Source organism: Curtobacterium phyllosphaerae, from assembly GCF_049341865.1.
Classification (GTDB): Bacteria; Actinomycetota; Actinomycetes; order Actinomycetales; family Microbacteriaceae; genus Curtobacterium; species Curtobacterium phyllosphaerae.
Genome location: NZ_JBMPIU010000002.1, coordinates 171,465 through 191,280 on the forward strand (window position 1 = coordinate 171,465; position 19,816 = coordinate 191,280).

Annotated in this window: 19 protein-coding genes; 14 read left to right on the top strand and 5 right to left on the bottom strand. The window is 71.1% G+C overall.

Annotated features, from left to right (window positions below; all coding sequences use genetic code 11):
- Positions 1 to 30 precede the first annotated feature (30 nt).
- Positions 31 to 1,290 (bottom strand): Gfo/Idh/MocA family protein, encoded by a 1,260-nt coding sequence (locus tag ACO0E0_RS03995; RefSeq protein ID WP_422870445.1) that lies wholly within the window; start codon positions 1,288 to 1,290, stop codon positions 31 to 33.
- A gap of 106 nt (positions 1,291 to 1,396) precedes the next feature.
- Positions 1,397 to 2,869 carry a hypothetical protein gene (locus tag ACO0E0_RS04000; RefSeq protein WP_422870109.1) on the bottom strand — a complete coding sequence of 491 codons (1,473 nt, stop codon included), beginning with the start codon at positions 2,867 to 2,869 and terminating at the stop codon, positions 1,397 to 1,399.
- Between the two features lie 123 nt (positions 2,870 to 2,992).
- On the opposite strand from ACO0E0_RS04000, the gene ACO0E0_RS04005 reads away from it, so the two are divergent.
- The 6 genes from ACO0E0_RS04005 to ACO0E0_RS04030 are packed head-to-tail and all read left to right on the top strand — an operon-like array spanning position 2,993 to position 10,157.
- Positions 2,993 to 6,088, top strand: a complete 3,096-nt coding sequence (locus ACO0E0_RS04005) for an alpha-mannosidase (protein WP_422870110.1) — start codon at positions 2,993 to 2,995, stop codon at positions 6,086 to 6,088.
- On the top strand, positions 6,085 to 7,062 hold the full coding sequence (locus ACO0E0_RS04010; protein ID WP_422870111.1) for a carbohydrate ABC transporter permease: 978 nt from the start codon (positions 6,085 to 6,087) through the stop codon (positions 7,060 to 7,062). Before ACO0E0_RS04005 ends, ACO0E0_RS04010 begins: the two co-directional genes overlap by 4 nt.
- Positions 7,059 to 7,976 carry a carbohydrate ABC transporter permease gene (locus tag ACO0E0_RS04015; RefSeq protein ID WP_422870112.1) on the top strand — a complete coding sequence of 306 codons (918 nt, stop codon included), beginning with the start codon at positions 7,059 to 7,061 and terminating at the stop codon, positions 7,974 to 7,976. Before ACO0E0_RS04010 ends, ACO0E0_RS04015 begins: the two co-directional genes overlap by 4 nt.
- Positions 7,973 to 9,298 carry an ABC transporter substrate-binding protein gene (locus ACO0E0_RS04020; protein WP_422870113.1) on the top strand — a complete coding sequence of 442 codons (1,326 nt, stop codon included), beginning with the start codon at positions 7,973 to 7,975 and terminating at the stop codon, positions 9,296 to 9,298. Before ACO0E0_RS04015 ends, ACO0E0_RS04020 begins: the two co-directional genes overlap by 4 nt.
- Complete coding sequence (locus tag ACO0E0_RS04025; RefSeq protein WP_422870114.1) at positions 9,295 to 9,534, top strand: hypothetical protein; 240 nt, start codon at positions 9,295 to 9,297, stop codon at positions 9,532 to 9,534. Before ACO0E0_RS04020 ends, ACO0E0_RS04025 begins: the two co-directional genes overlap by 4 nt.
- Positions 9,531 to 10,157, top strand: coding sequence for an SGNH/GDSL hydrolase family protein (locus ACO0E0_RS04030; RefSeq protein ID WP_422870115.1), 627 nt, complete (start codon positions 9,531 to 9,533; stop codon positions 10,155 to 10,157). Before ACO0E0_RS04025 ends, ACO0E0_RS04030 begins: the two co-directional genes overlap by 4 nt.
- A gap of 74 nt (positions 10,158 to 10,231) precedes the next feature.
- Here ACO0E0_RS04030 and ACO0E0_RS04035 read toward each other — a convergent pair whose 3' ends face one another.
- The gene (locus ACO0E0_RS04035; protein ID WP_422870116.1) at positions 10,232 to 11,257 is read right to left on the bottom strand and encodes a LacI family DNA-binding transcriptional regulator; all 1,026 of its coding nucleotides are present in this window, start codon (positions 11,255 to 11,257) and stop codon (positions 10,232 to 10,234) included.
- Between the two features lie 179 nt (positions 11,258 to 11,436).
- Between ACO0E0_RS04035 and ACO0E0_RS04040 the strand changes: the two genes are divergently transcribed.
- The 4 genes from ACO0E0_RS04040 (at position 11,437) to ACO0E0_RS04055 (ending at position 14,617) form a co-directional block, all read left to right on the top strand.
- Complete coding sequence (locus ACO0E0_RS04040; protein ID WP_422870117.1) at positions 11,437 to 12,204, top strand: SDR family NAD(P)-dependent oxidoreductase; 768 nt, start codon at positions 11,437 to 11,439, stop codon at positions 12,202 to 12,204.
- 134 nt (positions 12,205 to 12,338) lie between these two features.
- Positions 12,339 to 13,832 carry a phytoene desaturase family protein gene (locus tag ACO0E0_RS04045; RefSeq protein WP_422870118.1) on the top strand — a complete coding sequence of 498 codons (1,494 nt, stop codon included), beginning with the start codon at positions 12,339 to 12,341 and terminating at the stop codon, positions 13,830 to 13,832.
- Positions 13,833 to 13,843: 11 nt separating this feature from the next.
- On the top strand, positions 13,844 to 14,281 hold the full coding sequence (locus tag ACO0E0_RS04050) for an SRPBCC family protein (protein ID WP_422870119.1): 438 nt from the start codon (positions 13,844 to 13,846) through the stop codon (positions 14,279 to 14,281).
- Between the two features lie 72 nt (positions 14,282 to 14,353).
- Positions 14,354 to 14,617, top strand: coding sequence for a hypothetical protein (locus ACO0E0_RS04055; RefSeq protein WP_422870120.1), 264 nt, complete (start codon positions 14,354 to 14,356; stop codon positions 14,615 to 14,617).
- 4 nt (positions 14,618 to 14,621) lie between these two features.
- Here ACO0E0_RS04055 and ACO0E0_RS04060 read toward each other — a convergent pair whose 3' ends face one another.
- The gene (locus ACO0E0_RS04060; protein WP_422870121.1) at positions 14,622 to 14,924 is read right to left on the bottom strand and encodes a DUF1905 domain-containing protein; all 303 of its coding nucleotides are present in this window, start codon (positions 14,922 to 14,924) and stop codon (positions 14,622 to 14,624) included.
- Between the two features lie 43 nt (positions 14,925 to 14,967).
- Positions 14,968 to 15,639 carry an SDR family NAD(P)-dependent oxidoreductase gene (locus ACO0E0_RS04065; protein WP_422870122.1) on the bottom strand — a complete coding sequence of 224 codons (672 nt, stop codon included), beginning with the start codon at positions 15,637 to 15,639 and terminating at the stop codon, positions 14,968 to 14,970.
- A gap of 200 nt (positions 15,640 to 15,839) precedes the next feature.
- Here ACO0E0_RS04065 and ACO0E0_RS04070 point away from each other — a divergent pair, with 200 nt between their 5' ends.
- The 4 genes from ACO0E0_RS04070 to ACO0E0_RS04085 all read left to right on the top strand — a co-directional run bounded on the left by ACO0E0_RS04070 (position 15,840) and on the right by ACO0E0_RS04085 (position 19,275).
- Entirely contained in the window at positions 15,840 to 16,661 is an 822-nt protein-coding gene (locus ACO0E0_RS04070; protein ID WP_422870123.1) for an aldo/keto reductase, read from the top strand.
- Positions 16,662 to 16,837: 176 nt separating this feature from the next.
- Entirely contained in the window at positions 16,838 to 17,638 is an 801-nt protein-coding gene (locus ACO0E0_RS04075) for a glycoside hydrolase family 16 protein (protein ID WP_422870124.1), read from the top strand.
- 432 nt (positions 17,639 to 18,070) lie between these two features.
- Positions 18,071 to 18,700, top strand: coding sequence for a transglycosylase family protein (locus tag ACO0E0_RS04080; protein ID WP_422870125.1), 630 nt, complete (start codon positions 18,071 to 18,073; stop codon positions 18,698 to 18,700).
- Positions 18,701 to 18,903: 203 nt separating this feature from the next.
- Positions 18,904 to 19,275, top strand: coding sequence for a DUF1016 N-terminal domain-containing protein (locus ACO0E0_RS04085; RefSeq protein WP_422870126.1), 372 nt, complete (start codon positions 18,904 to 18,906; stop codon positions 19,273 to 19,275).
- Positions 19,276 to 19,816: the final 541 nt, after the last annotated feature.

The following is a 19,816-nucleotide window of genomic DNA, read 5'->3' on the forward strand; positions in this document are numbered from 1 at the left end:
GCCCGGAGACCGGCACCCGGTGCGCTGTTGCTACTCGGTGGTGGCGGCGGCGGTGGCGGTCGCGGTGGGGGTCGCGGGGGACGCCCCGTCGAGCACCGGCGCGTCGCCGAAGTCCGGCACGTCCAGGCGCGCACCGCCCTGCAGCGCCGACTGGTGCGCGATGATCCCGGGGAGCGTGAACCGTGCTGCGGTCCATGCGTTCACCGGGGGCATCGTGCCGTCGACGACCGCACGGACGAAGTCGTCGACGAGGAACGCGTGGCTGCCCTCGTGTCCGGTCGGGACGCCGATGAACTCGCGCGGGAGCCGGTCCATGTCGTGCACCTCGGCGTACCCGGACACGAACGCGTCGCGGAGTGCGGGGTCGACGTCGGCGAGGCGCGGGTCGTCGAGGGCCATCGTCGGCTTCGTGTCGATCTTGTCGCTGATGTCGTGCGCGGCCTCCTTGTCCTGCCAGACCGAGACCTCGGCGAGCTGCTCGAAGCTGCCCTCGGTGCCGAAGTACCGGAACCGGGACTCGCGGATGTGCGACGGGTACCCGACCCGGCGCATCTCGTTGATCCGCATGACGCCGCCGTTGTCGAGCTCGAAGAGCGCCGAGGCGTTCGAGAAGTCGTTGTCGAACTGGCTGACGTCCTTGTCGAACACGCCGTCGCCGCGGTCGTCCCGGACGCCGATGCAGCTCACGCTGACCGCGTGTCCCGGGATCGCGCCGAGCACGCCGCCGATGGAGTGCGTCGGGTAGTGCATCGGCGGGTAGCTGGCGGTCTGCTTCCACTCCGCGCCGCCGCTGTACTGGTAGGCGGCGTAGAACCCGAGGTCCATGTCGTGGACGTAGTCGCCCTCGGCGTAGAACACCCGGCCGAACGCACCGGCGGCGACCTGGCCGCGCGCGAACACCGTCGCCGGGTTGTAGTAGCTCGTCTCGCCCATCATGTAGGTCAGCCCGGTCTCGCGGACCGCGTCGATGATCGCGGCGATCTCGTCCACCGTGAACGCCATGGGCACGGCGGAGTACACGTGCTTGCCCGCGCGGAGCGCCTTGACGACGAGCGGGCCGTGCGTCCAACGCTGCGTGAAGATCGCGACGGCGTCGACGTCCTCGGACGCGAGCACGGCGTCGAGGTCGGGGAACGCCCCGTCGAGGTGCTCGGCGGTGACCAGGTCGTTCGCACGCTCCTCGAGGAGGTCGGTCGCGTACACCGCGTCGACGTCCGGGTGCAGCTTGAAGAGCTTCGCGAACTGGCCGGCGAACTGGCCGGCGCCGATCATGCCGATGGAGATCATCAGGGACCTTTCCGATGGGGGAACGCGCACCGGAGCGGGTCGCTCCGGTGCGGACGGAGCAATGCTCCCACGCCGGTCTACTCGTGACAACTCGCCGCGGCGCCGTCGCTCACGACGCGACCACGACCCGGACGACGTGGTGCCCCGTCGTACCGGTCGGCAGGTGCACGGCCCGGTCGGTCACGTCGTCGCCGTCGACCGACACCGAGTCCCGCTCGCCGGCCTCGATCGTCAGGTCGATGCTCGCCGCGCGGAACGGGACGCCCGTCGCGGTGACGACCTCACCGCCCGCGGGGCGGAGGGGCGCGAGTCGCAGACCGTCCAGATCGGCGCGCAGGCCGAGGACGCCGTGGTGCACGAGTCGGAGGAACGACGTCGCGGACCACGTCTGGTTCGGCTCGCTGTCCCACAGGAACCCGCACTGCCACCCGCCGGACGGCTCGCCCGTGCGTGCGTCGTGGACCTCGTCGAAGCGTCCGCCGCTCCGGTCGACCAGGGCGCGGAGGTCATCGAGCGTCCGCGCGACCCCTGCCGCGTCCCCGGCGGCGGCCGCGGCGAGACCGACCAGGCCCATCACCATCGGCCAGCACATCGCGTTGTGTCGCCCGGGATGCGCGTCGGAGTAGCGGTCCGCGTAGTGCGGCGCCACGTTGACGGCGCCGGCGCGCCCACGACCGACCGACGCGAGGACGTCGTGCGCCGTGCCGGGCGGGGCCACGTCGTACAGCACGGCGAGGGCCAGACCAGCGGCCTCGCGGTGGTGGTCGAGCGTCCCGGCTGCGGCACCGACCCCGTGGACGAACGCGCCGAACGTGTCGCCGTCGCCGAGGTGCCGCCGGATCGCCGCGACCAGCCGGTCCGCGTGCGCGTCGAGCGCGTCCGGGTCCGCGCCGGCGAGCCCGTCTGCGCCGGGCCGCCCGCCGGCCCCGGCCGGTCCGTTGGCGCCGGCCGGTCCGTCCGCTCCGCCCAGCCCGTCTGCGCCGGCCAGCTCCCGCGCCGTCGCGGCGAGCGCCCGGGCCGCGGCGACGTACAGCACGTTCGTCGACAGGGTCATCACCTCGTGCGCATCCGGGTAGTCGAGCACGAACGACGTCGGTTCGTCGGTCGTCGCGGGCGGCGTCGGGAGCCCGGAGATCCCGTCCTGCATGAGCGCGGGTCCGGCGTACAGCCCCCACCGCGGCCGGAACCGCTCTCGGTGCTGGATCCGGAACGTGGCCAGACCGACGTCGAACGCCGTCCGGAGCAGTGTCCGGTCGCCCGTCGTCAGGGCGAGGTCCCGCGCGGCGACCACCCACACCATCCGGTCCCACCACTGGTCGTCCTGGGCGACCACCAGCGTCCCGTCGGGGAGTCGTTCGCACACCCGGAGCAGCGTGGCCCGGGCGGCGTCCGGACGGAGGACCGCGGCCGCGCCCCAGCTGTTGAGCGCGGCGTCCCGCGTCCACGGGTCGACGTACCCGTCGCCGGCGCGGATGTACGTCCCGCGGTCGTCCTGCACGACGTTCCGGTCGAGGGTCCGGACCGCCGTGTCCACGAGGGGACCGAGCCAGGGTCGCGTCGTCGAGGTGATGTGCACGTCCATGACCCCAGCATGACGACGCAGCCGTTCCATGACAACGTTGACATCTTGCGTCAACGTTGTCATGATGCTTTCCAGGCCGGGACCACCGACCGCACCCCGACTCGACGAGGAGCCGTGACGACGATGCACAGCGACCCCCAGCGCGTGATCGACCGAGCCGCGCGTGTCCTCCGGGAGCGCATCCGCCCCGCCGTCGAGGTGGTGACGAGCCCGCTCGCGATGACGATCCGTGACCTGCCCGGCGAGCCCGAGCCGTTCGCCACGGCGACGGCTCCGACCGACGCGTTCCGTCCGGCAGTCGTCGGCGACGCGTGGGGACCGGCGTGGACCACGAGCTGGCTGCACCTGACCGGGAGCGTCCCCGCGGCGTGGCGGGACGAGCTCGCCGCCGCCGAGACCGCGCGTGACCGCCTCGGCGCGGCCGGACCGACGCTCGTCGCCCTCGTCGACATCGGCTTCGAGCCGGACTCCGGTCCGGGGTTCCAGTGCGAAGGTCTCGTGCACCGGGCCGACGGCAGCATCGTCAAGGGCATCCACCCGCGGTCCCGGTGGGTGCCGCTCGCCACCGACGACATCGACGTGGAGCTCTGGGTCGAGGCCGCTGCGAACCCGGACGTCGCCGCGGCGCAGTTCCGGCCGACGCACCTCGGCGACGGGATCGCTCCGGACGGTCCGCCGCTGTACGAGCTCGTCCGTGCCGACCTGGCGGTGCTCGACCCGGAGACGCAGGCCCTCGAGATCGACCTCGAGGTCCTCCTCGGCTGGGCGGAGGAGCTGCCCGCCGACCGACCCCGGCGGGTACGCCTCCTCCGGGCCCTCGACCTGGCGTGCGACGCCCTCGACCTCGACGACGTCCGCGGCACGGCCGCGGCCGCCCGGGCCGTCCTCGCCCCGGAGCTCGCCGCACGCGCCGACGCGAGCGCCCACCGGCTCGCGGCGATCGGCCACGCGCACATCGACTCCGCCTGGCTCTGGCCGACCCGCGAGACCGTCCGCAAGTGCACGCGGACGTTCGCCAACGTGCTCGACCTGATGGACCGCTACCCGGAGTTCCGGTTCGCCTGTTCCCAGGCCCAGCAGTACGCCTGGATCGAGCGTGCGCACCCCGACCTGTTCGCCCGGATCACCGCCGCGGTCGCCCGGGGGCAGTGGATCCCGGCGGGCGGCATGTGGGTGGAGTCCGACACGAACCTCCCCGGCGGCGAGGCGCTCGTCCGCCAGATGGTGCACGGCAAGCGGTACTTCGCCGAGAAGTTCGGGTACGAGCCGGAGGAGGTCTGGTTGCCGGACTCCTTCGGGTACACCGCCGCGCTCCCGCAGATCGCGGCGCTCGCCGGCTACCGCTGGTTCCTCACCCAGAAGCTGTCCTGGGGCGACCCGACGGACCGGTTCCCGCACCACACGTTCCGCTGGCAGGGCATCGACGGCACGACGCTGTTCAGCCACCTGCCGCCGGTCGACAGCTACCTGTCCGAGCTCACGCCGCGCGAGCTGCAGCACGCGTCGTCGAACTTCCGCGACCACGGTGACGCGACGATGTCGATCGTGCCGTTCGGCCACGGCGACGGCGGCGGCGGCCCGACGGTCGTGATGATGGAGCGAGCACGTCGACAGGCGGACCTCGAGGGTTCACCGGTCGTGGAGCACGCCACTCCGCGGTCGTTCTTCGAGGCCGCCGAGCGCGAGTACCGGAACGCGCCGACCTGGGTCGGGGAGCTCTACCTCGAGGGGCACCGGGGCACGTACACCTCGCAGGCCATGACGAAGCAGGGCAACCGTCGCAGCGAGCACCTCCTCCGCGAGGCCGAGCTGTGGAGCACGACGGCGACGCTCCGGCACGGCGTGCCCTACCCGTACGACGCGCTCGACCGGCTCTGGAAGACCGTGCTGCTGCACCAGTTCCACGACATCCTGCCCGGGTCGTCGATCGGCTGGGTGCACCGGCAGGCCGCCGAGGCGTACGCCGCGGTCCGCGACGAGCTCGGAGCGGTCATCGACGCCGCGCTCACCGTCCTCGCGGGGACCGGCGACGCCGCACTGACGTTCAACGCCGGCTCGGTGGAGACGGACGGGGTGCCCGCGCTCGGTGCGGCGGTCGTCGGGGTCGACCCGGGCCTCCAGGCCGTCGACGTGCGCCAGGAGGGCGGGTCCACCGTCCTCGACAACGGCGCACTCCGGGTGGTGGTGGACCGGACGGGAGGCGCGGTGAGCGTCCGCGACCTCCGCCGCGGTCGCGAGCTGGTCGCGTCCGGCGCCCGCGTCGGCGAGCTCGTCCTGCACCAGGACCTGCCGAACGCGTTCGACGCCTGGGACGTCGACGAGCACTACCTCGCGACCGGACGCGTGCTCGACGAGGTCGACGACCTCCGGGTCGAGCGGACCGAGGACGGCTCGGCGACCGTCGTCGTCCAGCGGTCCTTCGGACGGTCGACGTCGGTCCAGCGGACGACGCTCCGGCTGGGTGCGGGCGAGATCGACTTCGTCACCGAGGTCGACTGGCACGAGGCGGAACGGTTCCTCAAGGTCGCGTTCCCCCTCGACGTCCGCACGGACCACTCGACGTCCGAGATCCAGTTCGGGCACGTCGAGCGGCCGACGCACCAGAACACCACCTGGGACGCCGCGAAGTTCGAGATCGCCGCCCACCGCTGGGTGCACGTCGGCGAGCCGGGGTTCGGCGTCGCCGTCGCGAACGACTCGACCTACGGGCACGACGTCCGCCGACGTGACGGCGTCGACGGCGGCCTGCCGGGGACCGACGTCCGTCTGTCCCTGCTCCGGGCGCCCCGCTACCCGGACCCGGACGCGGACCAGGGACGACACAGGTTCGCGTACCGACTCGTGAGCGACGCGTCCGTCGGCGACGCGATCGCCGCCGGCCACCGCCTGAACCTGCCGCCCCGGGTGCGGTCGGGATCCGGGCCCGTGGCGCCGGTCGTCCGCGTCGAGGGCACGGCGGTCGTCGTGGAGACCGTGAAGCTCGCCGAGGACCGCTCGGGCGACCTCGTCGTGCGGCTCTACGAGTCACTCGGCACGCGTGCCACCACCACCGTGCACTGGGACGTCGACGCAGCGGGCGCGTCGATCGTCGACCTGCTCGAACGCGAGCGCTCGCCGCTGTCGGACGCCGTCCGCTCGGCGACGCTCGAGTTCCGCCCGTTCCAGATCATCACGCTCCGGATCCGCCGGAGCGCCGAGCTCGAGGAGGAGATCGGATGACCGACACCACAGCGGCCGCCCCACCGGCGGCGGCCGCGACGTCCATCGGACGGCGGAGCGACGCCCCGCCACGTCGAACGGGACGACGGCGGCACGACACCGTCGTCGGCTACCTGTTCATCCTGCCCGCGATCATCGGTCTGGTGCTCTTCGTCGGCTACCCGATGGTGACGTCGCTCTACCATTCGTTCACCGACTGGAACGGGCTGACCCCCGCCCGGTGGATCGGCGTGCAGAACTACGTCCGGATGTTCACGCAGGACACCAAGTTCTGGCCGTCGATCGAGGTGACGCTCCTCTGGGTGGTCATCTCGGTGCCGGTGACGATCGCCGCGGGCCTCGGCCTCGCCGTCGTCGTGAACCGGTCGCTCCGCGGGGTGCGGCTGTTCCGCACACTGTTCTACCTGCCCGTGGTCCTGCCCGCGGTCGCGGTCCTGACGCTCTGGAAGTACATCTACGACCCGACGTACGGCCTCGCGAACGAGGTGCTCCGGTTCCTGCACCTGCCGACGAGCATGTGGCTCGGCGACTCCAAGGTGGCCCTCGCGTCGATCCTGATCGTCGGCGTCTGGGGGGTCGGCGGGACGATGATCATCTTCCTCGCCGGCCTCCAGGCGGTGCCCGTCGAGCTCATCGAGGCGGCGAAGGTCGACGGCGCCGGCGCGGTCCGGCGGTTCTTCCGGATCACGCTGCCGATGATCGGCCCGATCCTGCTGCTCCAGCTCGTGTTGCAGCTGAACGCCGCGTTCCAGACCTTCAACCAGGTCGCGATCCTGACGAAGGGCGGCCCGGGGGTGTCGACGAACCTGTTCATGTACAAGATCTACACGGACGGCTTCGCGAACTTCATCTCCTCGCCGCAGCTCGGGTACGCGACGGCCGAGGTGTGGGTGCTGTTCGTGATCGTGATGGTCGTCACGCTCGTGATGCTCCGACTCACCCGCGGGCGCTTCTCCGCCGGCGGTGAGGCATGAGCGCCGTCACGGACCGTCCGACGGTGGTGCGGTCCACCGTCGACGACATCCCGGCATCGCGGCACGTCCCGCTGAACCAGCGCGTCCCGCTGCTCCTGTCGCGCATCGCCTGGTACGTGCTCTGTGGGCTCCTCGCCGTGACGATGCTCGTCCCGCTCGTGTGGATGATCAGCATCGCGCTCAAGTCGAACGGCGACATCAACCAGCTGCCACCGACCTTCCTGCCCAAGGAGTTCGACGTCGGCAACTTCGTCACCGGTCCGGCGCAGATCCACTTCTACCGGCTGCTGATGAACACCGTGATCGTGACCGTGATCTCGACGTTCGGCGCCGTCGCGAGCTCGATGATCGTCGGGTACGGGATCTCACGCATCGAGTTCCCCGGGCGCAGACTCTGGTTCGCACTCATCTCCGGGAGCCTGTTCGTGCCGGGCATCGTCGGCCTGATCCCGTTGCAGCACCTGTACATCTCGCTCGGCCTCATCGACACCTGGGTGCCCCTCGTGCTGCCCGCGTTCTTCGGCAGTCCGATCTTCGTGTTCCTCGCCCGGCAGTACTACCAGTCGATCCCGCGCTACATCGACGAATCGGCGCTCATCGACGGCGCCGGACACTGGACGATCTTCACGAAGATCATGCTGCCGATCACGAAACCGGTGTGGATCACGGTCGCGATCATGTCGTTCCAGCTCGCGTGGAACGACTACCTCAACCCGCTCGTGTACCTGACGACGTCGTCGAAGTTCACCCTCTCGCTCGGCATGGCGTCCTTCCTCAGCGACACCGCGGGGTCTCAGTACAACTACTACATGGCGACCAACCTGCTGTTCATGCTGCCGCCGCTCGCGCTCTTCTTCCTCGCGCAGCGGTACTTCATGGAGGGCATCGGCTCGCTGGGGACGATCTCGAAATGACCGGACGACGGAACACCACACGGGTCGTGCGGACCCGCTGGATCGCCGCTCTCGCCGCCCTCGCGGTGGGCGCGCTCGGGCTGACCGGGTGCAGTACGCCGGGCTCCGCCTCCGACCCGGCGGCGGTGACGTACATGACCTGGGAGTCCATCCCGACGAACGCCGCCTTCGACAAGACGATGGCGGAGTTCACCAAGGAGTCGGGCATCAGGGTGGAGCGGAGCGACTCACCGAACGCGGACTACGCCCAGAAGCTCGCGAGCCTGATGATCGCGCGGAAGGCCCCGGACTTCTTCTGGTGCACGACGGCCGAGGCGCAGAACCTCGCCGACGAGGGGCTGCTCCACGACTGGACGTCGAAGCTCCGCGCGGGTGACGGGCTCCAGGAATCGTCGTTCTCGCCGGGTGCGCTCGCATCCTGGACGACGCCGAAGGGCCGCATCGCCGGCATCCCGACCCTCGCGAACACGTACGGGTTCTTCTACGACGCCGACACGTTCCGCAAGGACGGCATCCCCGTCCCCGCGCCGGGATGGACGTGGGACGACCTCTTCTCCGCGATGGAGAAGCTCAAGGCAGCCGACCCCGGGACCACACCGCTCGTGACCCAGTGGCCCCTCCTCGACAGTCCGCAGGGCGTGTCGGCCTACTCGGTGGCGAACGGCGGCAAGCCCTTCGTCGACGACTTCGTGCACGCGACCTCGGTCGCCACCGACGCGACGTTCGATGCCGGCGCGGAGCGCTTCCGGGACGCGATCGCGAGGGGTGAGATGACGAACCCGGACTACGACGCGACGAACGCCCCCGCCGCGTTCTCGAACGGGGCCATCCCGCTCATGTTCGCCGGACAGTTCGTCCAGCAGTTCATCGCGCCGAACAAGCCGAAGTTCGACTGGGGGTACGCCCCGTGGCCGGTGGGGACGACCGAGGACGTGCAGCCGATCGAGACGAACGGCATCTGCTCGCCCTCGACCCTCCAGCACCCGGACGCGACGTGGAAGGCGATCTCGTACCTGGAGTCCACCGGCTTCAACGACGCGATGCGCGCCGTGCCCGTGGCCCCGATCGCCTACATGCCCGGCACGGAGGGGTACTACGCGGGCCTGACCGCTGCGGGCGACCCTGCCTCGACGAGCATCGCCGCCACGGCGAAGTACGAGCTCGCGGCGAAGGACAAGTTCATCACCGCGTTCCTGGACCCGTGGGCGACGAACGCCACCGACATCGTGACCACCCAGTGGAACCCGATGCTCTCCGGACACGGGTCGGTCGAGCAGGGGGTCGCGGACACCGCGGACGGGATCCGGAGGTTGATGGGATGAGCATCGACCCCAGCACGCTCCCGCGCGTCGACCACCCCTTCGGGCCCTTCGTCCCCTCGGCACGCAACCCCGTCGCGCCGACCACCGAGGAGGACCGTCACGGACTCGTCGACGACGTCACCTTCGTCGAGGGGCTCGTGTTCCACCGCGGATCGTGGTTCGCGTACCACGGCCAGAGCGACACCACCATCGGCGTGGCCACCTCCACGCCGGACGACCGAGAGGACCACGCATGACGATCACCCTCACCCCGGACAGCACCGTGATGTTCGCGGGGGACTCCATCACCGACTGCCAGCGGCTCGAGAGCGAGCAGGGACTCGGCTTCGGGTACCCGCTCCGGGTCGCCGGCGAGTTCGGCTTCCGACACCCGGGACGTCGGATCACCTGGTTGAACTCCGGGATCTCCGGGAACAAGGTGATGGACCTCGAACCCCGCTGGGAGCACGACGTCCTGGACACCCGTCCGGACGTCGTCTCCCTGCTCATCGGCGCGAACGACGTCGGGTGGAAGGACTACGCCGAGGACGGCTACGAGATCCCGGCCGCCGACTTCGGTGCGGGGATCGACCGTTTGCTCGCCCCGCTCGCGGAACGCGGCGCGCAGCTGCTCCTGATCGAGCCGTTCCTGCTGCCGGTGAACGACGGCCAGCGAGTCCAGCGCGAGGACCTCGACCCGAAGATCCAGGTGGTCCGGGAGCTCGCGCGGAAGTACGGGGCGCACCTCCTCGCCGCCGACGGGATGTTCGCGCAGCTCGCCGCCACGACCGGTCCGGAGTACTGGGCCGCCGACGGCGTCCACCCGACACCGGCCGGGCACGCGGCGCTCGCCGACGCGTGGTTGCGTCTCGTGGACTGACCGACCGGACCGTCCGACGGACGGGAGGCGCGGGTCGGCCAGGATCCGCGCCTCCCGTCACCGGTCCGTCGCGGTCAGACGGGCTGGCGGACTCGGAGGGTGGCCGGGACGACCGCGCGTTGCGCGGGACGGGCTCGGTCGGCGAGGCGGTCGAAGAGCAGCTGCGCGCCGACCCGACCGACCTCGTACGGGTCGCTGTCGATGACGCTGACGCCGAACTTCGGTGCGAGCGGGAAGTCGTCGAAGCTGAGGACGTCCACCCGGCTCGCCGCGTAGCCGTCGGAGAGCAGCAGCCCCGTGCAGAGACGGTTGTTGTCGGTGAAGACCGCCGTCGGCGGGTCCGCGATCGCGAGCATCGAGTCCGCGGCCGCCGTCGCGTCGGCGTCGGTGACGAGGCCGTCGCGGACGAGGTCCTGGTCGACGTCGAGTCCGGCGGACTCGAGCGCCGCCCGGTAGCCGTGCCACCGCTCGAGTGCCCCGCTCCCGGACCGAGGGTGTCCGAGGTACCCGATGCGCCGGTGGCCGCGGGCGAGGAGCATCGCGATGCCGTCCCGCGTGGTCGCCTCGTTCGTCGTGGTCACCGCATCGAGCAGGCCGTCGAGTCCCGGCGGGGGCGAGTCGACGAACACGATCGCGGCACCGTAGGACGCCTCGTCCGCGAGGTAGCCGAGGTCGGCGCCGAGTGGCGCGACGATCAGCCCGGCGACCCGGTGCGCGAAGAACTGCCGGATCACGGAGTGCTCGAGCTCGGCGTCGTTCTGGGCGTCCCCGGACAGGACCAGGTGCTGGTGCTGCGCGGCGACACCGTGGATCCCGCGGAGCATCGGTGCGAAGAACGGGTTCGCGAAGTCGCCGAGGGTCACCCCGACGGTCGCCATGGACTGGTCCTTCCGACGCAGTCCCGCGGCGATGTCGTTCAGCTGGAACCCGAGCCGGTCGGCCTCGGCGATGATCCGCGCGCGCGTGTCGTCGCGGACCGGGCCCTCGCCGCGGATCGCTCGCGACGCGGTCTTGATGCTCACCCCGGTGGCCTCCGCGATGTCCTGCAGGCGCGGCCGGCGGCGCGGACCGTCATTGGTCGGGGACCCGGGAGACGCCATGCTCCGATGGTAGTGCCAACGATGTCACCGCCCGGCGACGTCGCCCGGTGCCTGGCCGCCCCGGCAGCACGCCCGATGCTTCGCACCCGTACAGGACCCCGGGTGGATCATCGAGGAGTCCCTGCGGTCGCGGCCACCCGGCCCGCGCACCGTCCCAGGGCGCGACGGAAGGAACCCCCATGCTCCTCGACGGCAAGACGATCGTCGTGACCGGCGGCAACAGTGGCATCGGCGAGCAGATCTGCCTCGCCGCAGCGTCCGAGGGCGCGAACATCGTCATCGACTACGTCGCGCACGCCGACGCCACCGACGCCCTGATCGCGAAGATCGAGGACGCGGGCGGCAAGGCGGTCGGCGTCGACGCGGACATCACCAGTGCCGCCGACCTGCAGAAGATGGTCCAGACCGCGGTCGACACCTTCGGGCGGCTCGACGTCCTGGTGAACAACGCCGGCATGGAGGACCGCAAGTCGCTGCTCGAGGAGACCGAGGAGGGCTACGACAAGGTCATGGCCGTCAACATGAAGAGCGCCTTCTTCGCCACGCAGCACGCGGCGAAGCAGTTCATCGCACAGGGCGAGGGCGGCCTCGTCCTCAACATCTCGAGCGTCCACGAGGACTGGCCGATGCCCGGCAACCTGGCGTACTGCATCTCGAAGGGCGGCATGCGGATGCTCGCGCGGAGCGGCGGCGTCGAGCTCGGCCCGCACGGAGTCCGCATCGTCAACATCGCGCCGGGCGCCGTCGACACCCCGATCAACACCGCGACGACGTCCGACGCGCACAAGCTCAAGCAGCTCGACGCGGCGATCCCGCTCGGTCGACTCGCCGAGCCGAAGGACATCGCGGACGTCGTGGTGTTCCTGGCGTCCGGCAAGGCCTCGTACATGACGAGCACGACCGTCACGATCGACGGCGGGATCTCGCAGGGCAGCGTCGGTCTCTGACCATCGTCCACGCGGTGCGGGGACTACCGTGGAACGTCCCGGTGTCCCTGCCCCGGGTGGAGGAGGAGCCGTGCCGTCGGAGACCGTCGTCGGGATCGTCGATGCGTGCCCTGCGCCGTGGGAGCGTGGCTGAGGTGGCCCCGTCGAGGGACGACGCGATCGTCGTCGGCGCCGGCCCGAACGGACTCGCGGCCGCGGTCGTCCTGGCCCGGGCCGGGCTCGCGGTCCGGGTGCTGGAACGGTCCGACACGATCGGCGGCGGCGCGCGGACGCAGGAGCTGACACTCCCGGGGTTCCATCACGACGTCTGCTCGGCGGTGCACCCGATGGGGGCGGTGTCCGGGTTCTTCCGCCGGTTCCAGCTCGACCGCCGGATCCGGATGATCACGCCGGACATCAGCTACGCGCACCCGCTCGACGGCGGTCGTGCGGGGATCGCGCACCGCTCGCTGGCGGAGACCGTCGCAGGACTCGGTGCCGACGGGCCGGCCTTCCGGCGTCTGCTCGGCGGGCTCGTGGACCGCGACGACGAACTCGCGGCGTTCTCGATGTCGCCGCTGTTGCGCGTCCCGGACCACCCGTACACGGCGGCGTCGTTCGGGATGGCGATGCTCGACCAGGGTCTGCCCTGGTGGAACGCCCGGTGGTCCTCGGACGAGGCGCCGGCCATGATCGCGGGCGTCATGGCGCACGCGATCCGACCGATGCCGACCCTGTCCGCGGCGGCCGCCGGCCTCGCGCTCGCCGTCCACGCCCACGCCCGCGGGTGGCCGGTCCCGGAGGGCGGCAGCCAACGCATCGCCGACGCGATGGCCGCCGACGTGGTCGCACACGGCGGGCGCATCGAGACCGGCGTCGACGTCCGCTCCCTCGACGAGGTGCGTCACGCCCGGATCGTCGTGCTCGACGTCAGCGCCCGGGCGCTCGCGGACATCAGCGGCGACGCGTTCCCGCCGGCCTACCGGCGCGCCCTCCGGCGGTTCCGGTACGGGAATGCCGCATCCAAGGTGGACTTCGCCCTCTCGCAGCCGGTGCCGTGGACGAACGAGGCCGTGCGCCGGTCCCCGACGGTGCACCTCGGTGGCACACGGGCCGAGGTGCAGGCCGCCGAGCGGGCGGTCGCGCGCGGACGGCATGCCGACGACCCGTTCGTCCTGGTGGTGCAGCAGGGCGTCGTCGACCCGACGCGCGCACCGGCAGGCCAGGCGGCGCTCTGGGCCTACTCGCACGTGCCGCACGGGAGCACCGTCGACCAGACCGAGACCATCACCCGCGCGATCGAGCGGTACGCCCCCGGGTTCCGCGACACCATCCTCGCGTCGACCTCCCGGACCGCGACGGAGCTCGAACGCCACGACCCGAACTACGTCGGGGGCGACATCGCGACGGGTGCGCCGAGCGTGCTGCAGCTGATCGCCAGACCCACGTTCTCGGCGGATCCGTGGCGCACGCCGATCCCGGGCGTCTACCTGGGATCCGCCTCCACGACGCCCGGACCGAGCGTGCACGGACTCGGCGGGGCGTACGCCGCGCGGAGCGCGCTCCGGCACGAGCTCGGCCTCGACCTGCCGGACCTGTCGGTCGATGCCCCCATGACCGCCGCCGCCGCACCGGCCGGCACACACTGAGAGGAGGGGCCGTGTTCACGCGTCATCGCATCGTCCGGGCGTCCCCGGACGCCGTCTTCGCCGTGCTCGCCGACGGGTGGCTGTTCCCGAGCTGGGTCGTCGGTGCGTCCAGGATCCGCCGGGTGGAGGGCCGTTGGCCTGCGGTCGACGCACGCATCCACCACTCGTTCGGCGTCTGGCCGTTGGTCCTCGACGACGTCACGACGGTGGTCGCGTTCGACGCGCCCCGGCACGCGGAGTTCCGCGCGGGCGGTTGGCCGCTCGGCGAGGCCCGTGTCGTCATCGACGTCCAGCCGCACCGGCGGGGGTGCGTCGTCAGGATGGTGGAGCACCCCGTTTCCGGGCCCGGCAAGTACGTCCCGGCCGGGGTGATGTCCGCGCTCGTCCAGTTCCGGAACTGGGAGGCGCTGCGCCGGCTCGCGTGGCTCGCGGAGGGCGGCGCGCGCTGATCCCGGTGTGGTGGTCGACCCGATCCTGACGTACCATTCGAACATGTGTTCGAACGGCGACGAGGAGCAGGGATGATGATCGCGTCGGAAGCGGTGACCGTCTGGTGGGCGGAGGGCGAGCCCTCGCGCATGGTGTGGCAGGGGCGCCGGTGGCGGGTGACCGACCAGCCCACGAGGCTCACCGGTACGCCGGACTACCTGCCGGCACCGCTGACGCACGCACCCGAGCGGACGTTCGGCTGGCGCTTCCAGGCCTCCGCGGACGACGGCGCGGTCCTCGTCGTGGACGTCGTGCGCGACGGCGACGCCTGGAACGTCGTCCGGGTCTGGAGCTGACCGTTCACGGCGCGGGCCGGACCGGGCCGACCTCGAGCGTCACGTCGACGACGTCACCGAGCTCGATGCCCTCGGCGTCCTGCAGCGCCTTCTTCACCGGGACGACGTACCCGCCGTCCTTCGGCCACAGCGCCGTCGTCGCCGAGGTCCCCCCGATCCGGACCGTCACCGGCACCATGCCCCACCCGTAGCTGACGAGCGGCGCGATCGTTGCGAGGTCGGCGCTCTCCGCGGCCGGCACCGTCACGAAGTGGAACGGCGCCGGACCGCGCCACCACCAGACCACCCCGGAGAACCGCAGTTCCATCTGCCGACGATATCGTTCCGACGGGGGGCGGGCGAGTGGAGGCTCAGGCCGGGTCGTCGAGGTCCGCTGCGTACACCCGGAACTCGCCGCGTTCGGTGTGCATCCGCCAGAGGGTCTCGGCGAGCACGTCCGGCTCGTGCGACGGCTCCCCGCCGCCGATGCCGCGGGGGATGATCAACTGGCCGACGTGGATGTCCTCCGGCGCGAGTGCCTCGTGCAGCAACTCGGCGTACGCGCTCTCGCCCGCGAACGCGATGGATGTCCCGGTGACCCGGTCGCGCGGACGGACCGCACTCGCGCCGTTCACGAACAGGATGGTGCCGTGGCCGATCGCGCGCATCCCCGGGATCACCTGTCGTGCGGCGGTGACGGGGCCGTACACCGAGAACTCGACCGGGCCGACGAGGTCCGCCGCCGTTGTCTCGAGCACCGGCCGCATGTACTCCTTGGCCGGTAGGGGGCTGTACTGCAGGACCTCGACGAGTCCGAGCCGCTCCGACGCCGTGACGAGTGCGTGCTCGAGGGATGCGGGATCGCGGACGTTCGCGGCGAAGCCCTCCGCCTCGACGCCCTCGTCCCGCAGCGTCGTGGCGAGGGCGTCGAGACGGTCCTGGTTGCGGCTGACGAGGGCGACGGAGAAGCCCTCGTGGCCGAAGCGGCGGGCGACGGTCAGGCCGAGGTCCTGGCCGGCACCGATGATGGCGATGGTGGTCATGGGACCCGACGGTACTCGTGAGCCGGGTGCGGCCGGTCCACGACCCGAACGTGTGCCGGCCGCCCCCGTACCTCCAACCTGATCCGGTGGAGGTGCCACCCACCGTAGCGGGCGTCCCTGCACCGCGGCGGCGTAGCGTCGGCGGCGGACCCCACCGGTCCGCCGTACCGACCCCCTCCACCACGCAAGGAGACCTCCGCATGCCCGCCCTCACTGACACCTTCCGCCTCTCCAACGGCGTCGAGATCCCGAAGATCGGGTTCGGCACCTGGCAGATCCCCGACGGCGACGAGGCGTACGACTCAGTCGCCGAGGCGCTCCGCGTCGGCTACCGCCACATCGACACCGCCCGTGCTTACGGCAACGAGGCCAGCGTCGGCCGCGCGATCCGTGACAGCGGCATCCCCCGCGACGAGATCTTCGTGACCACGAAGCTCCCGGCCGAGGTCAAGGACCACGACGAGGCGCTCGCGAGCTTCGAGACGACGATGGCCGCGCTCGAGCTCGACCACGTCGACCTGTACCTCATCCACGCTCCGTGGCCCTGGTCCGACATGCACTCCGACCACCGCGAGGGCAACCAGGCGGCGTGGAAGGCGCTCGAGGAGATCCACGCCTCGGGTCGCGCGCGGTCGATCGGCATCTCGAACTTCGACGTCGCCGACATCGAGTCACTCATGGAGACCGCGACGGTGACCCCGCACGTCAACCAGATCCGCTGGTTCGTCGGGTTCACCCAGGACGAGACGACGGCGTACTGCCAGGAGCACGACATCCTCGTCGAGGGCTACTCGCCGCTCGCCACCGGCGCGATCCTCGACAACGCCGACGTCAAGGGCATCGCCGACAAGTACGACAAGTCGGTCGCGCAGCTCTGCATCCGCTACCTGCTCGAGAAGGACGTCCTCCCGCTGCCGAAGACGACGACCCCGTCACGCATCGCGGAGAACGCGGACGTCGACTTCACGATCTCGGCCGAGGACCTGAAGTTCCTCGACGGGCTGGTGGACACCGAGTCCTGAGCGGCTCGCCGAGCGCCGGAACGCGGGGGGACGGACCGATCGGTCCGTCCCCCCGCGGTCGTCCGACGTCCGTCGACGGACCTGGACAGGCCCCTGTTCGAGGGCCACGGGACGGGTTATGGTTCCTCGGTCCGCGGTTGGTTCCCATCCGCGGAGACCAGGGAGGAACGTCAGGCATGACCACCAAGACCATCGCACTACCCCTCGCCCTCATCGCCGCCGGAGCACTCGCGATCGGCATCGCGCAACCGCCCTCGCCGGCATCCGCCGTGTCGAGCTCGATGCCGGTCGGCGACGTCCGGTCGAACGGCCGCACGTGGCACCAGAGCTACCGCGAGGACTTCAACACCGCCGCCCCACTGGGTTCGGTGCTGCAGAAGTACCCCGCGCTGACCGCCTACAACGGCGAACACGACACCAGCGGACGGGGGATCTACGCCCCGAACAAGGTGCTCAGCGTCAAGAACGGGAACCTGGACTACTGGGTGCACTCGGAGAACGGGCAGCCGCTCGGAGCGACCGTCATGCCCGCCGGGTGGTCCACGATGACGACCGGCCGGGTCTCCGTCCGGTACAAGACCACGGACACGACCGGCTACAAGTTCGTCGGCATGCTCTGGCCGGACCGCGACGACTGGAACAAGGGCGAGATCGACTGGCCGGAGGGCGACCTCGGCGAGACGCCCCGCCCCGCCTCCGGCATCCCGGGTTCGATGGTGAACGGGATGCTCCAGTTCGACCACTCGGTCGAGAAGCACACGTCCACCGACACCACGAGCTACCACGTCGCGACCACCGAGTGGGACAACGGCATCGTCCGCTTCTACTGGGACGACACGCTCGTGTCCCAGACGACACGTGCCGTACCGCGCAGCCCGATGCGGGTCGCGCTGCAGGCGGAGACCGCGATCCTCGGACCCGTTCCGCAGAGCAGCAGCGGCCACGTCGACGTCGACTGGGTGTCCATCTGGAAGTGACGCTCCCCTGATCGCTGGACAGACGGACGGGAGGCACGTGGCGGCGCCGCCACGTGCCTCCCGTCCGTCCTGGCCCGCGGTTCACAGCGGACTGTGATGTCGACCCCCGAACGGGGGGTGCTTCGCCTCGCCCATGGGCATCGGCCCGTACAGGTTCGCGGCAGCCGCCCGGCCGCCGGCGGGTAGACCGGACGGTCGCGGTTGCGGCAGGTGCAGGCGTTGCTTATGGTCATCCCCGTTCCTCCCGGCAGCCCCCGTCTCGGGTGCGGGAGGACGGTGCACCGCCGCTCTGGCGGTTCGGCACCACCGGCCCCGCTCGCGCGCGACACTGCCCCGCGGCGGGGACCGTACCTCGACCGCGACCGGTACGAGGCGGGCAGTCCGTGTCGCTTCGACGACGCCAGCGGCCTCGACGGAACAAGGGATCATCACATGAAGAAGCAGACTCGTACGCGGACCATCCTCGGTGGGCTCGCGTTCGCCGGCATCGCAGCAGCGGGTGTCGGTCTCACGGCGGCTCCCGCCAGCGCAGCACCCGAGTCGACCTGGGACGCAGTCGCGCAGTGCGAGAGCGGCGGCAACTGGGCGATCAACACCGGGAACGGCTACTCCGGTGGCCTGCAGTTCTCGCCGTCCACCTGGGCGGCGTACGGCGGCACCGGTTCGGCGTCGCAGGCGAGCAAGTCGACGCAGATCGCCGTCGCCGAACGGGTCCTCGCCGCGCAGGGGTGGCGCGCATGGCCGACCTGCTCGGCGAAGGTCGGTGCGAGCGGCGCGGCGCAGCCCACCGCCTCCGTCCCGACCACGCGCCAGGCGGCTCCCGCTCCGGCGGCCCGACAGGCGACTCCGGCCCCGGCGACCCGTCCGGCAGCTCCGGCCCCGGCGGCGGCCATCCCGACCAGCGGCCAGACCTACACGGTCGTGTCCGGTGACACGCTCGGTGCGATCGCCACGAAGCTCGGGGTGCGCGGTGGCTACCAGGAGCTCCAGGCAGCCAACCGCAGCACCGTGCTCGACGCGAACCTGATCTACGCGGGCCAGGTCCTGCAGCTGCCGGCCTAGTCCGGCGGCCGCGGGCTCTCGGCCCTTGCCGGCCTCTGCCGGGGCATGCCCACCAGCCGTGGCCTCCGGGCTCGCGACTGGTGGGCACGTTCCGTGTGAGGCTCGTCGATGAGATGTCTCGAAGGGTCGGGATCACAACCCGAGTGAGAGCTGGGCGCGACGCGAGTTGTGGTCAGCATCTGCCTGGGGCGGAGCTCCCTGACATGAAGGGGCTCTCGCGGGCGAACCTGTTCTACACGCGCCGGTTCGCGGGGGAGTGGCCGGCGGACGCAGTTGTCCAACAGCCCGTTGGACAACTGCCCTGGGGGCACATCACTGTCCTCCTCGACCGGCTCAATGACCACGAACTCCGCGACTGCTACGCCAGCCGGACGGCCGCGCACGGATGGTCGCGGAACGTGCTCGAGCATCAGATCCGCGCCGACGCGCACACGCGCCCGCAGACGGTGCCGACGAACTCCGCCGAGGTGCTCCCGCCGGGGGACTCGGATCCGGCGCGGCAGGTCACGAAAGACCCGTACGCGCTGGACTTCCTCGCCTCTGATGGCGACAAGCTCCGCACCCCAGCACACTGACACGGTCGGCCTACTGCTGGTCGCAGACAAGAATGACGCCGTCGCCCGCTACACCCTCGGCGCACACCAGACCCGGATCGGCGTCGCGAGCTACGATTTGCTGCCGCCATCCGTGCAGGCCGCCCTTCCGACGGAAGCTGAGCTCACTCAAGCGCTCCGTGAATCGACCGAGGATGCAAGAGCGGCATCCAGCGATCCGTCCGAGGGCGAGTGACGCTACGGGCGATTTCATCGCCTTCCTCGCGCTCCTGGTCTCGAGCTCCGGCGCCGCATGCATCGCGTACCAAGACACCGGGCGCTGGCGCCGCCTCGAGCGATACGGGAACGCTATGCACGCGGCTCGGCCGGGCAGCCTAGAGCAGAGCACGCCGCAGTGAGTCTTGGATCAGCTTGCACTTCCGCTCGCGCTGGAGGGGCTCGCCCCACCACAAAGAAAATCTCGCGGGTGGGCCTGAGCCTGGGCCGTCATCTGTGCCGGGCTCGTCATCGAGTCGGTCTGGGTGCTTGCGTGACTTGGCGGGAACAAATGCCACATCTCCCA

Excerpts from the sequence above, each read along its gene's own strand:
- ACO0E0_RS04000 (WP_422870109.1), bottom strand. The coding sequence starts at position 2,869 with ATGGACGTGCACATCACCTCGACGACGCGACCCTGGCTCGGTCCCCTC.
- ACO0E0_RS04005 (WP_422870110.1), top strand. The coding sequence starts at position 2,993 with ATGCACAGCGACCCCCAGCGCGTGATCGACCGAGCCGCGCGTGTCCTC.
- ACO0E0_RS04010 (WP_422870111.1), top strand. The coding sequence starts at position 6,085 with ATGACCGACACCACAGCGGCCGCCCCACCGGCGGCGGCCGCGACGTCC.
- ACO0E0_RS04015 (WP_422870112.1), top strand. The coding sequence starts at position 7,059 with ATGAGCGCCGTCACGGACCGTCCGACGGTGGTGCGGTCCACCGTCGAC.
- ACO0E0_RS04020 (WP_422870113.1), top strand. The coding sequence starts at position 7,973 with ATGACCGGACGACGGAACACCACACGGGTCGTGCGGACCCGCTGGATC.
- ACO0E0_RS04025 (WP_422870114.1), top strand. The coding sequence starts at position 9,295 with ATGAGCATCGACCCCAGCACGCTCCCGCGCGTCGACCACCCCTTCGGG.
- ACO0E0_RS04030 (WP_422870115.1), top strand. The coding sequence starts at position 9,531 with ATGACGATCACCCTCACCCCGGACAGCACCGTGATGTTCGCGGGGGAC.
- ACO0E0_RS04035 (WP_422870116.1), bottom strand. The coding sequence starts at position 11,257 with ATGGCGTCTCCCGGGTCCCCGACCAATGACGGTCCGCGCCGCCGGCCG.
- ACO0E0_RS04040 (WP_422870117.1), top strand. The coding sequence starts at position 11,437 with ATGCTCCTCGACGGCAAGACGATCGTCGTGACCGGCGGCAACAGTGGC.
- ACO0E0_RS04055 (WP_422870120.1), top strand. The coding sequence starts at position 14,354 with ATGATGATCGCGTCGGAAGCGGTGACCGTCTGGTGGGCGGAGGGCGAG.
- ACO0E0_RS04060 (WP_422870121.1), bottom strand. The coding sequence starts at position 14,924 with ATGGAACTGCGGTTCTCCGGGGTGGTCTGGTGGTGGCGCGGTCCGGCG.
- ACO0E0_RS04065 (WP_422870122.1), bottom strand. The coding sequence starts at position 15,639 with ATGACCACCATCGCCATCATCGGTGCCGGCCAGGACCTCGGCCTGACC.
- ACO0E0_RS04070 (WP_422870123.1), top strand. The coding sequence starts at position 15,840 with ATGCCCGCCCTCACTGACACCTTCCGCCTCTCCAACGGCGTCGAGATC.
- ACO0E0_RS04075 (WP_422870124.1), top strand. The coding sequence starts at position 16,838 with ATGACCACCAAGACCATCGCACTACCCCTCGCCCTCATCGCCGCCGGA.
- ACO0E0_RS04080 (WP_422870125.1), top strand. The coding sequence starts at position 18,071 with ATGAAGAAGCAGACTCGTACGCGGACCATCCTCGGTGGGCTCGCGTTC.
- ACO0E0_RS04085 (WP_422870126.1), top strand. The coding sequence starts at position 18,904 with ATGAAGGGGCTCTCGCGGGCGAACCTGTTCTACACGCGCCGGTTCGCG.